Genomic DNA, 16,154 nt, shown 5'->3' with positions numbered 1-16,154 from the left:
GCGCCGCCTACGCGGAAAGCTCCAGGATCAGCCGATCCAGCACCATGCGGCCCTGAGCCGTCGCTTTGATGCTGTCCTCGCCGCAGAACAGCAGCCCTTCGCGCATCAAGGCGGCAAGAGTCCGGTCGGGGAGCGGCGTGCCGGACAGCGCTTCTAAGCGGTGCCGCGAAATCCCTTCCGAAAGCCGCAAGCCCATCAAGAGATACTCGTCCGCCGTCTCGGCGCGGCTGAGCTTTTCTTCCGCTTCCAGCCCGCTGCCTTTGGCTTCCACCGCGTCCAGCCAGGCTTCCGGGTTCCGGATTGCCGAAAGCGCGGCGCGGGTGCCGCCTTCTGTGATGCGGGCATGGGCGCCGGGGCCGATCCCGGCATAATCGTGTGCCCGCCAATAGATCAGGTTGTGGCGGGATTCCGATCCCGGACGGGCATGATTGGAGACTTCATAGGCCGGCAAGCCGGCCCGCTCGCAGAGCTCCTGCGTGATGGCATAGAGCCGCTCCGCCCGCTCCCCGCTCGGCATCTTCAGCTTGCCGGCCTCATAGAGCGCCTGGAATGCGGTGCCCGGCTCGATGGTGAGCTGATAGAGCGACAGATGATCGGCGGCATAGCCGAGTGCCTCTTTCAGCTCCGCCTCCCATTCCGCTTCCGATTGCCCCTGGCGTCCGTAGATCAGATCGAAGGAGATGCGGTCGAAACGCTGCTTGGCGATATCCAGCGCCGCCAGCGCTTCTTTCGCCGTGTGCTGGCGGCCGAGCGCCTTCAGATCGGGATCGTTCAGCGCCTGGATGCCGATGGAGAGCCGGTTAACCCCGGCGGCGCGATAGCCGGAAAACCGCCCCGCCTCGACCGAAGTCGGGTTTGCCTCCAGGGTGATTTCCGGATCCTCGCCATAACCCCAAAGCCTGCCGATCTCGTCGAGAATAGCGCCCACCGTCTCCGCCGCCATCAAAGAGGGCGTGCCGCCGCCGAAGAAGACGCTGGTGACCGGCCGCCGCCCGGTGCGTGCGGCGAAGCCGGCGAGCTCGGTGAGATAAGCGTCGCGGAACCGCGCCTGATCTTCGCCCGAAAGCCCGCCATGGCGGACATGGGAGTTGAAGTCGCAATAGGGGCATTTGGCGAGACAGAACGGCCAATGCACATAGACGCCGAACGGCGCCGTCGTTTCCGTCTCGATCAAAGCCGCTTCAGACATCGCTGTTATAGAGCGCTTTCATCATGGCTGCGAACGCCACCGCCCGGTGGGACATGGCGTGCTTCTCGTCCTGATCCATCTCGCCGAAGGTCTCCGCCTGCCCGTCGGGCAGGAACACCGGATCGTAGCCGAAACCGTTCTCGCCCCGCGGCGGCCAAACATAGGTGCCGAACACCTTGCCCTCGAACGTGCGGACGGTGCCGTCGGGCCAGGCCAACGCTAGCGCGCAGGTGAAGTTGCAGGTCTTGTCCGCGCTGCCGCTTTCCAGCATCGCCTGATGCACCTTCTCCATGGCGAGACCGAAATCCCGCTTCGGCCCGCCCCAGCGCGCCGAGAACAGTCCCGGATCGCCGCCGATCGCCGCCACTTCCAGTCCGGAATCGTCGGCAAGCGCAGGGAGGCCGGCGCCTTCTGCCGCCGCGACTGCCTTCAGCGCCGCATTCTCGATGAAGCTCGTGCCGGTCTCTTCCGGCTCCGGCAGGTTCAGCTCCGCTGCTGCCAAGGTCTCGATGCCGTAAGGGGCCAGCAGCTCGGCCATCTCCCAGACTTTTCCGATATTGTGGCTCGCCACCACCACGCGGTCGCCCGCATGCAGGGCCTTCGGCCGAGGGCTCTCGTTCATGCGGCTAGCTCACCGTCAGCTTCTGCAGCTGCACCAACTCCGCGACGCCCTTGCGCGCCAGCACGGTCAGCTCGTCGAGCTGTTCCTGGCTGAACGGATCCTGCTCCGCCGTCGCCTGCACCTCGACGATGCCGTCGCCGCCGGTGAGCACAAAATTCGCATCCGCCTCGGCTTCGGAATCCTCGGCATAATCGAGATCCAGCAGGCAGGTTCCCTTGTAGATGCCGCAAGAGATCGCGGCGACGTGATCCTTCAGCACATTGTCCCGCACCATGCTGCGCGCCGCCATCCAGGCCAGTGCATCGTGCAGCGCGATCCACGCCCCGGTGATCGAGGCGGTGCGCGTGCCGCCATCGGCCTGGATCACGTCGCAGTCGATGGTGATCTGCCGCTCGCCCAGCGCGTTGAGATCGGTGACCGCCCGCAGCGAGCGCCCGATTAGCCGCTGGATCTCTTGGGTCCGCCCGGTCTGCTTGCCGGCGGTCGCCTCGCGCCGCGTCCGCTCATTGGTGGCGCGGGGCAGCATGCCGTATTCCGCCGTCACCCAGCCGCGGCCCGTCCCCTTCAGCCAGGGCGGCACCCCGTCGGCGACGCTCGCCATGCACAGCACATGGGTCTCGCCGAACTTCACCAGGCAGGAGCCTTCCGCATGGCGGGAGACCGCCCGTTCAAAGCTGATGGGGCGCAAAGCGTCGGGCGCGCGTTTCGATGGGCGCATAGATAAAATTCTCCTTGGGCAAATTTCGAAGCGCACCGTAGAGGAGCCGCGATACGGGGAAAAGTCCTTATCCCGGTCTAGGCGTCGCGGGGCAGATGGGCCACCTTGCCGGGCAGCGCGCAAGCCGCTAGGCAAAGGGCGGGCGCCGACGGCAGGGATGGATATGGCAGAACCGGCAAGCGACGAGAATGCGGAGACGAAATCCGCTCAAACACCCAGCGAAAGCGCCGAAAAAGCGCCCGCGGTGAAGCCGGTGCCGGCCGGCGCCACGCCGATGATCGCCCAATATCTAGAGATCAAGGCGGCTAATGCCGATTGCCTCTTGTTCTATCGCATGGGCGATTTCTACGAGCTGTTCTTCGAGGACGCTGTCACCGCCTCGCGCACCCTCGGCATCGCGCTGACCAAGCGCGGCAAGCATCTGGGCGAAGATATCCCCATGTGCGGCGTGCCGGTCCATGCCGCCGACGATTATCTGCAGCGCCTGATCCGCGGCGGCCACCGCGTCGCCGTCTGCGAGCAGCTGGAAGACCCGGCCGAGGCCAAGAAGCGCGGCGCCAAATCCGTGGTGCGCCGCGACGTGGTCCGCCTGGTCACCCCCGGCACCCTGACCGAGGACAGCCTGCTCGATGCCCGCACCCACAATTTCCTCACCGCCCTGTTTCAGGGGCCGGGCGAGGGCGGGGCGCAGTTCGGGCTCGCTTCGCTGGATATCTCCACCGGCGAGCTGTTCACCGCGCTTGTGCGGCCGGCGGATCTTGCCGGCGAGCTGATGCGCTTCTCGCCCCGCGAGGTCTTGATGGCCGACGATCTGGCGGGCGATGCTGCCTTGCGCCGTCAGGTCGAGGGGCTGGACGCGGCGGTCACCCCTGCACCGAAGGCCCATTTCGATTCCACCCGCGGCGACACGCTGCTGAAGGAGGCGCTGCAAGTCGCCACCCTCGACGGATTCGGCAGTTTCGACCGGCTGGAGCTGGCCGCCCTCTCCGGCCTCCTCACCTATGTGCAGATCACGCAGATCGGCAAAGCGCCGCTGCTCCGGGCGCCGAAGCGCATTGCCACCGGCAGCTTGCTGCTGATCGATGCGGCGACCCGCGCCAATCTGGAGATTTCTCGCGGCAGCCAAGGGGGCCGAAAAGGCAGCCTGCTCGCCGCTATCGATCGCACCGTGACGCCAGCAGGAGCGCGCGAGCTGGCCAACCGTCTGGCAAGCCCGCTGGCGGACGTGAAGGCCATCAATGCCCGGCTCGAGGCTGTCGGCCATCTGGCCGAGCGCCCGCTCGCCCGCCGCGCCTTGCGCGATTCGCTCCGCGCCGTGCCGGATCTCGCCCGTGCCTTGGCCCGGCTTTCCCTGGGCCGCGCCAGCCCCCGCGATCTCGGTGCGGTGCGCGATGCCATCCGCGCCGCCCAGGATCTCGCCGCAAAGCTGATCGAGAAGGGCGATGGGTTGGGGCTTCCGGACGAGCTGCAGGATATCGCCGAACGCCTCAAGGCCGCGCCGCTTCCCTTGCACGACGAGCTTTCCGCCGCGCTGTCCGACGATCTGCCGGTGAACAAGCGCGATGGCGGCTTCGTGCAAGCGGGCTACGACGCCACGCTGGACGAGAACCGTGTCCTTCGCGACGGCAGCCGCCAGGTCATCGCCGGGCTGCAATCGACTTACGCGTCTCAGACCGGCGTCAAATCCCTGAAGGTCCGCCACAACAATGTGCTCGGCTATTTCGTCGAGGTGACCCAGGTCCAGGCCGGTCCGCTGACCGAGCCGCCCTTGTCGGAGACCTTCATCCACCGCCAGACCATGGCCAATGCCATGCGCTTCACCACCAAGGAGCTTGGCGAGCTGGAAGCGCGCATCACCATGGCCGCCGACAAGGCGCTGGCCTGCGAGATGGAGATCTTCAACCGGCTCTCCGATGCGATCCTGGAGGCCCAGGCGCCGCTCTCCGCCGCCGGTGCCGCGCTTGCCGAGCTCGATTGCTTCGTCTCCCTCGCCGAGCTGGCGGAAGAAGAGAATTACGCAAGGCCGAAGGTCGATGACGGCTTGATGTTCGAGGTGACCAACGCCCGCCATCCCATGGTGGAGCAGTCGCTGGCCGGGGGCGGTTCGGGCAGCTTCATCGGCAACGATTGCCGCCTTGCTGGCGACGGGGCGCGCGATGCCGCCAGCATCCTGGTGGTCACGGGCCCGAACATGGCCGGCAAGTCCACCTTCCTGCGCCAGAACGCGCTGCTCGTGGTGCTGGCCCAGATGGGCTCCTTCGTGCCGGCGGACAAAGCCCATATCGGCGTGGTGGACCGGCTGTTCAGCCGCGTCGGCGCGGCCGACGATCTCGCCCGCGGCCGCTCCACCTTCATGGTCGAGATGGTCGAGACCGCCTCGATCCTCAATCAGGCGACCGAACGCTCCTTCGTGGTGCTGGACGAGATCGGCCGCGGCACGGCGACCTTCGACGGGCTCTCCATCGCCTGGGCGACGCTGGAATACCTGCACGAGGTGAACCGCTCGCGCGTCCTCTTCGCCACCCATTATCACGAGCTCACCGCCCTGGCCGAAAAGCTCGACCGCGCCGCCAATGCCACCGTCGAGGTGAAGGAATGGCGCGACAGCATCGTCTTCCTCTATCGCGTCGTCTCCGGCGCCGCCGACCGCTCCTACGGGCTGCATGTCGCCAAGCTCGCCGGCCTGCCGAAACCGGTGCTGGCGCGGGCCTCCGAAGTGCTGGACCAGCTGGAGCGTGCCGATGGCAGGCCCAAGCCGACGGACCTTGCCGCCGACCTTCCGTTGTTCTCCGCCGCGGCCGCCCATGAGGAAGACGAGGCCCCTTCGGCCCTGGATGCGGCCCTGCAAGAGTTGCAGCCCGACGCAATGACGCCTAGAGAAGCCCTGGAAGCTCTCTATCGCCTCAAGCAGATCTTGGACGGTCGTGAACCCTAGCTTAGGGGACCCTATGTTAGGATTGCGCGGTCTGGTGGCCCGGCCGCCCCGTCCATGGACCGGATATGGACCAAACGACGCTCATTCCCGCACCCTTCTTCGACTTCGAAGCCTTGCGCTCCGAAATGTCGGCGCTTGCCGAAGGCTGTGCCGGCAAGGAGCTGGCGCTGCGCGACGCCATGGCCAAGCGCTTCCGCGGCCTGATCGACGAAGCCCATGCCCAGGCCGAGCGCCAGCTCAATGCCGATGGCGACGGCATCCGCTGTAGCGAGAGCATCTCCGAATTCCAGGATGCGCTGATCCGTCTCGCCTATGACGTGATCGTCAAGCATGTCTACCGCGCTGAGAACCCGTCTGCCGCCGAGCGCATGGCGGTGGTGGCCACCGGCGGTTACGGCCGCGGCCGCCTGGCGCCGGGCTCCGACATCGATCTGATGTTCCTGCTGCCTTATAAGCAGACTGCCTGGGGCGAGAGCGTCGCCGAATTCATGCTCTATCTGCTGTGGGATCTCGGCTTGAAGGTCGGCCACGCCACCCGCAGCGTCGATCAATGCGTGCGCCTCTCCTTCGAGGATATGACCATCCGCACCGCGCTGCTCGATGCCCGCCGCATTCTCGGCGACGAAGCGCTTTTCGCCGAGTTCCAGCAGCGCTTCCGCGACGATGTGCTCTCCGCCAATCCGCGCCCCTTCATCGACGCCAAGCTGGAGGAGCGCAACGAGCGCCACGCCCGCTCCGGCGCCTCGCGCTACCGGGTCGAGCCCAACGTCAAGGAAGGCAAGGGCGGCCTGCGCGACCTGCACACGCTGCACTGGCTCGCCAAGCATCTTTATCCCGACAAGGCGGAGGAGGAGTTCGTCGAGGTCGGCGTGTTCACCCCCGGCGAATATCGCAGCTTCTGCCGCTGCGAGAGCTTCCTATGGACGGTGCGCTGTCACCTGCATTTCCTGACCGGCCGGGCCGAGGAGCGCCTCTCCTTCGACCTGCAGCAGCGTATGGCCGAGCGGCTGCACTACCGCTCCCATAACGGGCTGCGCGCCGTCGAGCGCTTCATGAAGCACTACTTCCTGGTGGCCAAGGAGGTGGGCGATCTCACCGGCATCGTCTGCACGGCGCTGGAGATGAAGCAGCTCAAATCCCTGCCCGCGCTGGATGCGCTGCTCTCGCCCTTCGGCTGGCGCCGCCGCCTGCAGGTCCGCTACACCTCCGATTTCCGCATCGAGAACGGCCGCATCTTCGCCGACAAGGACATCTTCAAGCGCGATCGGCTGAACATCCTGCGCGTCTTTGTCATCGCCGATCAGCACCAGGTCTCGTTCTCGCCGGCCATCTTGCGCCTGCTCCGCGCCAATCTCGGCATGATCGACGACGATTTCCGCGAGAATAAGCAGGCCAATGCCATGTTCCTGCAGCTTCTCACCGAGGCGCGCGATACCGAGAGCATCCTGCGCAAGCTGAACGAGGCGGGCGTGCTAGGCCGCTTCATCCCCGATTTCGGCCGCGTCGTCTCGATGATGCAGTTCAACATGTATCACCACTTCACCGTGGACGAGCATCTGATCCGCACCCTCGGCTATCTCGCCGGGATCGAGAAGGGCGACTATGCCGAGGAGCATCCGCTTTCCAGCTCGATCATCGGCAGTATCGACAATCGCCGCGCCCTTTATGTCGCCGCGCTGCTGCACGATGTCGCCAAGGGCCGCGACGAGGATCACTCTATTGCCGGCGCCCGCGTCGCCCGCGAGCTTTGCCCGCGGCTGGGGCTTTCCGCCGCCGAGACCGAAACCGTCTCCTGGCTGGTCGAGCATCATCTCGATATGAGCCAATACGCCCAGAGCCGCGATCTCAACGACCCCAAGACCATCCGCGACTTCGCCGATCTGGTGCAAAGCCGCGAGCGGCTGAAGCTGCTGCTGGTGCTCACCGTCTGCGATATCTCCGCCGTCGGTCCCGGCGTCTGGACCGGCTGGAAGGGGCAGCTGCTGCGCACCCTCTATCACGAGACCGAACCGCTTCTGAGTGGCGGCCATACCGCCATGAGCCGCTCTCAGCGCATCGACCAGGCCAAGGACGATCTGCGGACGCGCCTCTCCGACTGGCCCGCCGAGACGGTGCAGCGCTTCATCGACCGCCACAGCCCCGATTACTGGCTGCGCACCGATCCGGATCTTGTCGTGGAGCACGCCAAGCTGGTGCGCGAGGCGGAAGAGGCCGGCAAATCGCTGGCCACCCATATCTCCACCGACGCCTTCCGCGCCGTCACCCAGATCAGCATCCTGGCGCCCAACCATCCGCGGCTTCTGTCGATGATCGCCGGCGCCTGCCACCGGGCCGGCGCCGATATCGCCGATGCGCAGATCTCCACCACGCTCGACGACATGGCGCTCGACACCATCCATCTGGAGCGGCAATTCGATTTCAGCGAGGACGAGGAGCGCCGCGCCGGCCGCATCGGCCAGACCATCGAGAAGCTGCTGCGCGGCGAGCTTAGGCTCGAGGACGTGGTCTCCGACGGTCAGCCGCCCGTGCCGAAAGTCGCCGTCTTCACCGTCGAGCCCCAGGTCATCATCGACAACACCCTGTCCGACAATCACACGGTGATCGAGGTCAACGGGCTCGACCGGCCGGGCCTTCTCTACGAGATCACCTGCGCCTTCACCGATCTGAAGCTGGATATCGCCACCGCCCATATCGCCACCTTCGGCGAGAAGGCGGTCGACGTGTTCTACGTCACCGATCTGACGGGCAAGAAGATCAAGGAGCCCAAGCGCGAGGCGGCGATCCGCGAGCGGCTTCGCCACGTGCTGCGCGAGCGCAGCCAAGATACCGAGTCCGCGGCCTGATGGGCACCGCGCCGCGGCATTGCAGCCGGTCTAGGCGCTAGAGCCGATGGCCCTCTATCGCGCCTTCGCCACTGTCGGCGGCATGACGGTCGTAAGCCGCGTTCTCGGCTTCCTGCGCGATATGCTGATGGCGGCGTTGCTCGGCACCTCGGCTGCGGCCGATGCTTTCTTCGTTGCCTTCCGCATTCCGAACCTGTTCCGGCGTCTCTTCGCCGAAGGCGCCTTCGATTCCGCCTTCGTGCCGCTTTTCGCCAAGCGCTATCACGGAGAGGGAGAAGCGGCGGCCAAGGCTTTCGCCGCCCAGGCTCTGGCCGGGCTCACCGGCATCCTGGTGATATTCACGATCCTCGGCGAGATCGCCATGCCCTGGCTGATGCTTTTGCTGGCACCGGGCTTCACCGCCGATCCGCCGAAATTCGAGCTCGCCGTCTGGCTCGCCCGCATCGCGCTTCCCTATCTCCTGTGCATGTCGGTGGTGGCGCTCTATAGCGGCATGCTGAATTCGCTTGGCCGCTTCGCCATCGCCGCCTTCGTGCCCACCTTGCTCAATGTGGTGCTGATCGCCGTGCTGCTCGGCCTCGTCGCCTTCGGCTACCGGGCGGATCAGACCACGGTGGGCTATGCGCTGGCCTGGGGCGTTGCCGCCTCCGGACTGCTGCAGGTCGTGGTGATCTTGTTCGCCGCCGCCAAGACCGGCCTGCAGCTGAGGTTCACAAGGCCGGTCTGGAACGACGAGATGCGCCGCCTGGCCACTCTCGCCGCGCCGGGCCTCCTTGCCGGCGGCATCGCACAGGCAAGCATCATCTTGGGCACCATCATCGCTTCGCTCCAGGACCGCGCCGTCTCCTGGCTGTATTACGGCGAGCGCATCTTCCAATTGCCGCTGGGCGTCATCGGCGTTGCCATCGGCGTGGTGCTGCTGCCCGAGCTCAGCCACCGCCTGCGCGAGGAGGATCATGAAGCGGTGATCGAGGCGGAGAACCGCTCCATGGAGTTCGGCCTGCTGCTCACCTTGCCCGCCGCCCTGGCGCTGATCCTCATCGCCGAGCCGATCATCCGCGTGCTGTTCGAGCATGGCGCCTTCACCGCCACCGATTCCCGCGCCACCGCCTCGATCCTCACCGCCTTCGCCTTCGGCCTGCCGGCCTATGTGCTGGTGAAGATCTTCCACCCCAGCTTCTTCGCCCGCGAGGACACCAAGACGCCGATGCTCTGCGCCGGCCATGCCCTGGCCGCCAATGCGGTGCTGAGCATCGTCCTGTTCGTGCTGCTCGGCGCTGTCGGCATCGCGTTGGCCACCACCATCGCCGGCTGGATCAATGCCGGGCTCCTCGCCTATCACCTCAAGAAGCGCGACGGGCTGAAATTCGATATGACCTTCCGCCGCCGCTTCCGGGGTATTTGCCTCGCCACCGTGTTGATGAGCGTTGCGCTCTATCTGGCGAGCAGCCTGCTCTGGCCCTGGTTCGGCCCGGAGAACGGGCTCGTGATCCAGGTTCTGGCGCTGCTGGTTCTGGTCGGAGCCGGGCTCGGCGTCTATTTCGGCGCCGCCGAGCTGTTCGGCGTGATGACCTTGCGCCGGGTGCTGAAGAACCTCAACGCGGCCTGAAACCACGTCGATTTACCGGATGAGGCGCTTGCGTCTTGCCTCGCCTCGCCCGCCGCGCCATAACGCCCAACGTTTCTTAGGAGGATACGGGGACATGCCAGCCTCAAAAGACCGGGTTCTTTCGGGCGTTCAGCCCACCGGCAATCTGCATCTCGGCAACTATCTCGGCGCGATCAAGAAATTCGTCGCCATGCAGGACACCCATGAGTGCCTGTATTGCGTGGTGGATATGCACGCCATCACCATGTGGCAGGATCCGGCCGAGCTCAGTCACAACACCCGCGAGGTGACCGCCGCCTTCATCGCCGCCGGCATCGACCCCAAGAGCCATATCGTCTTCAACCAGAGCCAGGTTCCGGCCCATGCCGAGCTGACCTGGATCTTGAACTGCGTCGCCCGCATCGGCTGGCTGAACCGCATGACCCAGTTCAAGGAGAAGGCCGGCAAGGACCGCGAGAACGCCTCCGTCGGGCTGTACGATTATCCGGTGCTGATGGCCGCCGACATCCTGATCTATCACGCCACCCATGTGCCGGTGGGCGAGGACCAGAAGCAGCATCTGGAGCTGGCCCGCGACATCGCCCAGAAGTTCAACAACGACTATGCCGAGATGATCGCCAAGGCCGGCGAACTGGAAGAGTTCTTCCCCCTGCCCGAGCCGCTGATCTCCGGCCCCGCCACCCGGGTGATGAGCTTCCGCGACGGCACCAAGAAGATGTCGAAGTCGGAAGTCTCCGACATGTCGCGCATCAACCTGACCGACGATGCCGACACCATCGCCAAGAAGATCAAGAAGGCGAAGACCGATCCGGAGCCGCTTCCTTCCGAGATCGACGGGCTGAAGGAACGCCCCGAGGCGCGCAATCTGGTCGGGATTTACGCCGCTTTGGCGGAGACCGATACGGCCACGGTGCTGTCCGAATTCGGCGGCTCCAGCTTCTCCACCTTCAAGCCGGCCCTGGCCGAGCTTGCCACCACTAAGTTGGAGCCCGTCGCCACGGAGATGCGGGCGCTGCTCGGAGATCCGACTCACATCGACGCGATTTTGGCCGACGGCGCCGAGCGGGCCCGGGCCATCGCCGATCCGATTCTGGCGAAAACCAAGGAAATCGTGGGCTTTATCACCCGGTGACGCAGGCTTAACGGAAATCCTTGTTGGGCCGGGGGGTTAGTGGCAGCATGCTCGCCATGGCCCCGAAACCTCAGACCAAGTCGCGCGCGGCGGCCAAAGCGCCGGCGAAGACTGCTGCCAAGAGTGCCGCCAAGGCTGGCGCGAAAACCGGCAGCGATACGCCTCGGCCCCGCAGGAAACGGCAAGTCTTCCATGAGGGGCATAAGCGCAAGCTTCTGGTCGTGGTCGACGAGACGCCGGAATGCGAAAGCGCGCTCGCCTATGCCGCCAGCCGCGCCAAGCGCACGGCCGGCCAGCTCGCCTTGCTCTTCGTCATCGAGCCCGGCGACTTCCAGCATTGGCTGGGGGTCGAGGAAATCGCCCGCGAGGAGGGCATCAACAAGGCCCGCGCCGTGTTTCGCCTGTTCGGCCGCAAGCTGAAAACCATGGGCTTCGAGAAGATCGTGCCCGAGGAGATCATCCGCGAAGGCCACAAGGCGGAGGAGATCACCAAGCTGATCGACGAGGATGCCGATATCGGCGTGCTGGTGCTCGGCGCATCGCGCGATCCCTCCGGCCCGGGCCCGCTGGTCTCCTCGCTTGCCGGCCGCGCCGGCAGCTTCCACATCCCCATCACCGTCGTCCCCGGTTGTCTCGGCATCGAAGAAATCCTCGAAATGGCCTAAAGGGCCGGCCCGGTCCCGGGAATCGATGCTGGAATCGCCGCAACCCCTTCTGAACAGGGCTGATTTCGCCTATCTTTCCCTTTAAACTCCGATTTGACGACACCAAGTGTAGACCCATTCTAAGAATGCCGCTTCTGGCGCCGGCGGCAGCCGTTTGAAAAGGCCAAGACGATGTTTATTCAGACCGAAGCAACGCCGAATCCGGCGACGTTGAAGTTCCTGCCCGGCCGTCCGGTGTTGGAAAGCGGCGGCACGCTGGAATTCCGCAAGGGCGAGGAGACCGCCTCGTCGCCGCTTGCCAGTCGCCTGTTCGATATCGACGGCGTCTCGGGCGTGTTCTTCGGCTCCGATTTCATCTCCGTGACCAAGGATGCCGCCGAATGGCAGCATCTGAAGCCCGCCATTCTCGGTGCCATCATGGAGCACTACATGTCCGGCGCCGCCGTCACCGAAGGCAATTTCGGCGACAATAGCGGCGAGGCGGACGAGTTCTTCGAGCCGGAGGACGAGGAGATCGTCAACACCATCAAGGAGCTGCTGGAGACGCGGGTGCGCCCCGCCGTAGCTCAGGATGGCGGCGATATCACCTTCCATGGCTTCCGCGACGGCGTGGTGTATCTGCATATGCGCGGTGCCTGCGCCGGCTGCCCGTCTTCCACGGCCACCTTGCGCCACGGCATCGAGAACCTGCTCCGCCACTTCATTCCCGAGGTGGAAGAAGTCCGGCCGGTCGTCTGATGGCAAACGGGGGCGACAGGGAGGCGCGGCTCGAGGCGCCCGCGCTGGATCAGCTATTCCGTCAGGCGCGGACCCACAATAAGTGGCTCGACAAGGATATTCCCGACTTCCTGCTGCGCGAGCTGGTGGATCTTGCCAAATGGGGGCCGACAGCGGCCAATTCCTGCCCGGCGCGCTTCGTCTTCGTGAAGTCGAGCGAGGCGAAGGAGAAGCTGAAGCCGTTCCTCTCCGAAGGCAATCGCGACAAGACCATGCAGGCGCCGGTCTGCGCCATCATCGCCTACGACCTGGAGTTCTACGAAAAGCTGCCGACGCTTTTCCCCCATACCGACGCCAAGAGCTGGTTCGTCGGCAAGGACGAGAAGATCTTCCAGAGCGCCTTCCGCAATGGCAGCCTGCAGGCGGCTTATTTCATTCTCGCCGCCCGCGCGCTGGGGCTGGATTGCGGGCCGATGTCCGGCTTCGACAATGACGGCGTCGACGAAGCCTTCTTCGCCGGTACGCCGATCAAGTCCAATATCCTCTGCAATCTCGGCTATGGCGACGAAAGCGCATTGATGCCGCGGCATCCGCGCCTGACCTTCGAAGAGACCGCCGAGATCCTTTAGCCGGGGAACGCCATGCAGCACGACGCGACGGTCCTGGCGCTCGACACCGCCATGGGCAACTGTTCCGCTGCCGTCTTGCGCGGCGGCAATGCACCACGCGTGCTCGCCTCCCGGGCCGAGGCCATGGCCCGCGGCCATGCCGAGGCGCTGATGCCGATGATCGAGCAGGCGATGGACGAGGCGGGGCTCGCCTTCGCCGATCTCGACCGCATCGCTGCCACCACCGGCCCGGGCAGCTTCACCGGCGTGCGTATTGCCATTGCCGCCGCCCGTGGTCTGGCGCTGGCCACGGGCGCCGAGCTTTGGGGCACCGATGCCTTGTCGGTGATGGCCAAGCGCGCCGCGAAGGAAGCGCTGAACGGCGATGCGGATTTCGCCATCGCCGTCGATGCCAAGCGCGAGCGCCTGTATTTCGGGGTCTTCGATGCCGAGGCCGCCCGGCAGAGCGGGCCGCAAATCGTCAGCCCGGCCGATGCGCTTGGCCTGCTGCCCGCCTCCGTCACGCGCGTGCTCGGCAGTGGGGCGGAGATGCTAAGGGCCGAAGCCGGCAAGGAAGGCCGCCAGCTCGACGCCCTCGCTCCCGATCTGCAGCCCGATGCCGTGAGCCTCGGCCTTCTGGCCCTGCAGGGCGGCGATGCGATGCCCAATCTTCGCCCACTCTATTTGCGCCCGCCCGACGCCAAGCCGCAGACCGGAAAATCGGTGGCCCGGAAATGAGCGCGCCCGCGCCCGCGCCGGCAGCTTCGATCCGCCGGGCCGATCTCGCCGACACTCAAGACATCGCAAAGCTGCATAAGCGCTGTTTCGATCCGGCCTGGGACGCTCAATCCATCGCCGTCTTCCTCGCCAGCCCCGAATGTCTCTGCCTCAATGCCGAACGCGCGGAGGGGCGCTGCGCCGGATTTCTGCTCACCCGAATCGCGGCCGACGAGGCCGAGCTTCTGACCATCGCCGTCGCCCCGGAGCAGCGAAGGGAAGGGATCGCGAAGGCGATGATGCAGGCCGCGATGGAAGGGCTGAAGGCGCGCGGTGTTGCCACGTTATTTCTTGAAGTAGATACGAAAAACACCGGCGCTCTTGCGCTATATGAGAGCCTCGGCGCGGCCCCGGTGGGCGAGCGTCCAGGCTACTATGCCGACGGCGGCGACGCTGCCATCTTCAGCCTTGCCCTTTAGAAGAGGGTTGCCGATGATGCCGGTGAAAACGGACCGGCGGGGCTAGCAAGTCGGGGAGGAAGGTCCGGAAGCGATGATGTCGAAACCTGCGACAGCGGAAACCAGGCTCGAGCGCCAATGCGCCCAGCACGGCATGCGGATGACCGGGCAGCGCCGTGTCATTGCGCGGGTACTCTCCGAGTCTGAGGACCATCCCGATGTCGAGGAGGTCCACCGCCGCGCCAGCGCCCATGACGACCGCATCTCGCTTTCCACCGTGTACCGGACGTTGCGGCGTATGGAGGAGGCAGGCATTTTGGAACGCCACGAATTCGGCGATGGTCGCGCCCGCTACGAATCCGCTCATCACAAACATCACGACCATCTGATCGACGTGAAAACCGGTAAGGTGATCGAGTTCCGCAACGAGCAGATCGAGCGTCTTCAGGAGGCGGTGGCCCGCGAGCTGGGTTATCGGCTCACCGGCCACCGGCTGGAGCTGTTCGGCACGCCGATCAAACGCGGCGAGGAGGGGTAACGCCAGCTATGAAGCATGTCCGCAGCTTTTTCGTGCTCGCCACGTTCATGATTTTTACCCTTCCCTTGATGCCGGTGCAGCTGCTTTTTCTCAAGTTCGGCTCGGACCGCGCCCGCACCTTTCCCCATTGGTATCACCGCTGGGTCTGCAAGATCCTCGGCATCCGCGTCCATGTCGAAGGCGAGATTGCCGAGCACCAGCCAGGCAAACCCGGCGTGCTGCTGATCTCCAACCACGTCTCCTGGCTCGATATTCCGGTGCTCTCGGCGGTGGCGCCGGTGTCCTTCATCGCCAAGCGCGAAGTCTCCACCTGGCCCTTCGTCAGCTGGCTGGCCAAGCTGCAGCGCTCGGTCTTCGTCGATCGCGAGAAGCCGAAAGAAGTCGGCACCAAGGCCAGCGAGATTCTGAACCGCCTGCGGGCCGGGGACAATGTGGTGCTGTTCGCCGAGGGTACCAGCAGCGACGGCAACTACGTGCTGCCGTTCAAGACCTCGCTCTTCGCCTCGGTGAAACCGCGCGGCAAGGAGGCCGCCCAGAAGGATCTGACCGCGCAAACCCTCGCCGTCAGCTATCGCAGGATCTACGGGCTTCCGGTCGGCTGCCGCCGGCGCCATCTCATCGGCTGGTATGGCGATATGGATATGGGAAGCCACGGCTGGCGGCTCTTGGGGCTGGGCCCCCTCGATGTCTCGATCCGCCTAGGTCCGCCCGTTCCGCTGGCCGAGTTCGAGGACCGCAAGGCCCTGGCCCGCTATGCGGAGACCAAGGTCCGTCACGATGTGATCGAGCTATCGCGCGGCAGGCCGTTGCCTGAGCCGGCCTGACATATTGGCCTGGCAAATTGGTCTAACCTGCCGCGCGCAAGTTTCTACGAACAAGTCTCTACGAAATTGCTGTCTAGATTGCCTGGCGCTGGCGCAGCTGATCCATCAGCAATGCAGAGGCGAAGGTGCCGTTCGGCAGCTGCCGGATGCGGCCGCTCTTCACCGTCGCCATCAGCACGGCCTGCATGCCGCGCGTTGCCGAATCCGGCTCGGTGAAGAAGCCTTCCCGCATCGACCAGTCGCGCAAGGTCTCGACCGACATCGGGCCGTGCTCGCTTAGCGTCCGCAGCACGAAATCCACCAGAGCCTGCTGTCCGGGGCTCAACGCTACCGCAGCCGGAGCCTGCGGCGTTGCCTGATCGATGCGGCGCTTCTCCGCCTCGATCAGCCGGTTCAGCGCGGCGATCTCGTCGCGGATCTCCTCGATCCGCGTATCCCGCTCGACCTTTAGCTGCTCGACCTTCTTGTCGAACTGAACCTGGGCGGCATTGATCTCGTCCTCAAGGATCTGTGCTCGGTCCTGCAAATCTTTACGAATGTCGCGCATCGTCCCCCGCTTCCTTTCAAAATGGGCCGCCC

At 65.3% G+C, this 16,154-nt stretch carries 15 protein-coding genes; 11 read left to right on the top strand and 4 right to left on the bottom strand.

Features of this window, described 5'->3' with window-relative positions; translation table 11 throughout:
• Positions 1-7: 7 nt before the first annotated feature.
• From hemW to rph, 3 genes are read right to left on the bottom strand one after another with little or no spacing between them, the layout of a single operon-like run.
• Positions 8-1,189: a radical SAM family heme chaperone HemW gene (gene hemW, locus HT051_RS00970; RefSeq protein WP_174540302.1), complete on the bottom strand. Its 1,182-nt coding sequence runs from the start codon at positions 1,187-1,189 to the stop codon at positions 8-10.
• The gene (gene rdgB / locus HT051_RS00965) at positions 1,182-1,811 is read right to left on the bottom strand and encodes an RdgB/HAM1 family non-canonical purine NTP pyrophosphatase (RefSeq protein WP_174540301.1); all 630 of its coding nucleotides are present in this window, start codon (positions 1,809-1,811) and stop codon (positions 1,182-1,184) included. The genes hemW and rdgB overlap by 8 nt, the downstream gene beginning before the upstream one ends.
• Positions 1,812-1,815: 4 nt before the next feature.
• On the bottom strand, positions 1,816-2,529 hold the full coding sequence (gene rph, locus HT051_RS00960; RefSeq protein WP_174540300.1) for a ribonuclease PH: 714 nt from the start codon (positions 2,527-2,529) through the stop codon (positions 1,816-1,818).
• Between the two features lie 163 nt (positions 2,530-2,692).
• On the opposite strand from rph, the gene mutS reads away from it, so the two are divergent.
• The 11 genes from mutS to HT051_RS00905 all read left to right on the top strand — a co-directional run bounded on the left by mutS (position 2,693) and on the right by HT051_RS00905 (position 15,575).
• Positions 2,693-5,464 (top strand): DNA mismatch repair protein MutS, encoded by a 2,772-nt coding sequence (gene mutS / locus HT051_RS00955; RefSeq protein WP_174540299.1) that lies wholly within the window; start codon positions 2,693-2,695, stop codon positions 5,462-5,464.
• A gap of 65 nt (positions 5,465-5,529) precedes the next feature.
• The gene (locus HT051_RS00950) at positions 5,530-8,307 is read left to right on the top strand and encodes a [protein-PII] uridylyltransferase (RefSeq protein WP_174540298.1); all 2,778 of its coding nucleotides are present in this window, start codon (positions 5,530-5,532) and stop codon (positions 8,305-8,307) included.
• A gap of 46 nt (positions 8,308-8,353) precedes the next feature.
• Positions 8,354-9,916 carry a murein biosynthesis integral membrane protein MurJ gene (gene murJ, locus HT051_RS00945; RefSeq protein WP_174540297.1) on the top strand — a complete coding sequence of 521 codons (1,563 nt, stop codon included), beginning with the start codon at positions 8,354-8,356 and terminating at the stop codon, positions 9,914-9,916.
• A 94-nt stretch (positions 9,917-10,010) separates the two neighbouring features.
• A complete protein-coding gene (trpS, locus tag HT051_RS00940) occupies positions 10,011-11,048 on the top strand; it encodes a tryptophan--tRNA ligase (protein ID WP_174540296.1) in 1,038 nt (345 codons plus the stop codon).
• Between the two features lie 56 nt (positions 11,049-11,104).
• Positions 11,105-11,713 carry a universal stress protein gene (locus HT051_RS00935; RefSeq protein ID WP_174540295.1) on the top strand — a complete coding sequence of 203 codons (609 nt, stop codon included), beginning with the start codon at positions 11,105-11,107 and terminating at the stop codon, positions 11,711-11,713.
• Positions 11,714-11,884: 171 nt separating this feature from the next.
• On the top strand, positions 11,885-12,451 hold the full coding sequence (locus tag HT051_RS00930) for a NifU family protein (protein ID WP_174540294.1): 567 nt from the start codon (positions 11,885-11,887) through the stop codon (positions 12,449-12,451).
• Positions 12,451-13,059 (top strand): malonic semialdehyde reductase, encoded by a 609-nt coding sequence (locus HT051_RS00925; protein ID WP_174540293.1) that lies wholly within the window; start codon positions 12,451-12,453, stop codon positions 13,057-13,059. The genes HT051_RS00930 and HT051_RS00925 overlap by 1 nt, the downstream gene beginning before the upstream one ends.
• 12 nt (positions 13,060-13,071) lie before the next feature.
• A complete protein-coding gene (tsaB, locus tag HT051_RS00920; RefSeq protein WP_174540292.1) occupies positions 13,072-13,776 on the top strand; it encodes a tRNA (adenosine(37)-N6)-threonylcarbamoyltransferase complex dimerization subunit type 1 TsaB in 705 nt (234 codons plus the stop codon).
• Entirely contained in the window at positions 13,773-14,234 is a 462-nt protein-coding gene (rimI, locus tag HT051_RS00915) for a ribosomal protein S18-alanine N-acetyltransferase (protein WP_174540291.1), read from the top strand. Before tsaB ends, rimI begins: the two co-directional genes overlap by 4 nt.
• Positions 14,235-14,307: 73 nt before the next feature.
• Complete coding sequence (locus tag HT051_RS00910) at positions 14,308-14,751, top strand: Fur family transcriptional regulator (RefSeq protein WP_208454352.1); 444 nt, start codon at positions 14,308-14,310, stop codon at positions 14,749-14,751.
• An 8-nt stretch (positions 14,752-14,759) separates the two neighbouring features.
• Positions 14,760-15,575 (top strand): 1-acyl-sn-glycerol-3-phosphate acyltransferase, encoded by an 816-nt coding sequence (locus HT051_RS00905; protein WP_174540290.1) that lies wholly within the window; start codon positions 14,760-14,762, stop codon positions 15,573-15,575.
• A 73-nt stretch (positions 15,576-15,648) separates the two neighbouring features.
• Here the strand turns inward: HT051_RS00905 and HT051_RS00900 are convergent, their stop codons facing one another.
• Complete coding sequence (locus HT051_RS00900) at positions 15,649-16,122, bottom strand: hypothetical protein (RefSeq protein WP_174540289.1); 474 nt, start codon at positions 16,120-16,122, stop codon at positions 15,649-15,651.
• Between the last annotated feature and the right edge of the window lie 32 nt (positions 16,123-16,154).

Origin of the sequence: Methyloligella sp. GL2 (genome assembly GCF_013341275.1) — a bacterium.
Classification (GTDB): Bacteria; Pseudomonadota; Alphaproteobacteria; order Rhizobiales; family Methyloligellaceae; genus Methyloligella.
The sequence above is the reverse complement of the archived record's forward strand: the minus strand, read 5'-3'. Positions and strand labels throughout refer to the sequence as shown.

Bases quoted from the DNA above. Each gene is read 5' to 3' on its own strand.
- rimI (WP_174540291.1), top strand. From the start codon at position 13,773: ATGAGCGCGCCCGCGCCCGCGCCGGCAGCTTCGATCCGCCGGGCCGAT.
- HT051_RS00910 (WP_208454352.1), top strand. From the start codon at position 14,308: ATGATGTCGAAACCTGCGACAGCGGAAACCAGGCTCGAGCGCCAATGC.
- HT051_RS00905 (WP_174540290.1), top strand. From the start codon at position 14,760: ATGAAGCATGTCCGCAGCTTTTTCGTGCTCGCCACGTTCATGATTTTT.
- hemW (WP_174540302.1), bottom strand. From the start codon at position 1,189: ATGTCTGAAGCGGCTTTGATCGAGACGGAAACGACGGCGCCGTTCGGC.
- trpS (WP_174540296.1), top strand. From the start codon at position 10,011: ATGCCAGCCTCAAAAGACCGGGTTCTTTCGGGCGTTCAGCCCACCGGC.
- HT051_RS00925 (WP_174540293.1), top strand. From the start codon at position 12,451: ATGGCAAACGGGGGCGACAGGGAGGCGCGGCTCGAGGCGCCCGCGCTG.
- tsaB (WP_174540292.1), top strand. From the start codon at position 13,072: ATGCAGCACGACGCGACGGTCCTGGCGCTCGACACCGCCATGGGCAAC.
- murJ (WP_174540297.1), top strand. From the start codon at position 8,354: ATGGCCCTCTATCGCGCCTTCGCCACTGTCGGCGGCATGACGGTCGTA.
- HT051_RS00935 (WP_174540295.1), top strand. From the start codon at position 11,105: ATGGCCCCGAAACCTCAGACCAAGTCGCGCGCGGCGGCCAAAGCGCCG.
- HT051_RS00930 (WP_174540294.1), top strand. From the start codon at position 11,885: ATGTTTATTCAGACCGAAGCAACGCCGAATCCGGCGACGTTGAAGTTC.
- rph (WP_174540300.1), bottom strand. From the start codon at position 2,529: ATGCGCCCATCGAAACGCGCGCCCGACGCTTTGCGCCCCATCAGCTTT.
- HT051_RS00900 (WP_174540289.1), bottom strand. From the start codon at position 16,122: ATGCGCGACATTCGTAAAGATTTGCAGGACCGAGCACAGATCCTTGAG.
- HT051_RS00950 (WP_174540298.1), top strand. From the start codon at position 5,530: ATGGACCAAACGACGCTCATTCCCGCACCCTTCTTCGACTTCGAAGCC.
- mutS (WP_174540299.1), top strand. From the start codon at position 2,693: ATGGCAGAACCGGCAAGCGACGAGAATGCGGAGACGAAATCCGCTCAA.
- rdgB (WP_174540301.1), bottom strand. From the start codon at position 1,811: ATGAACGAGAGCCCTCGGCCGAAGGCCCTGCATGCGGGCGACCGCGTG.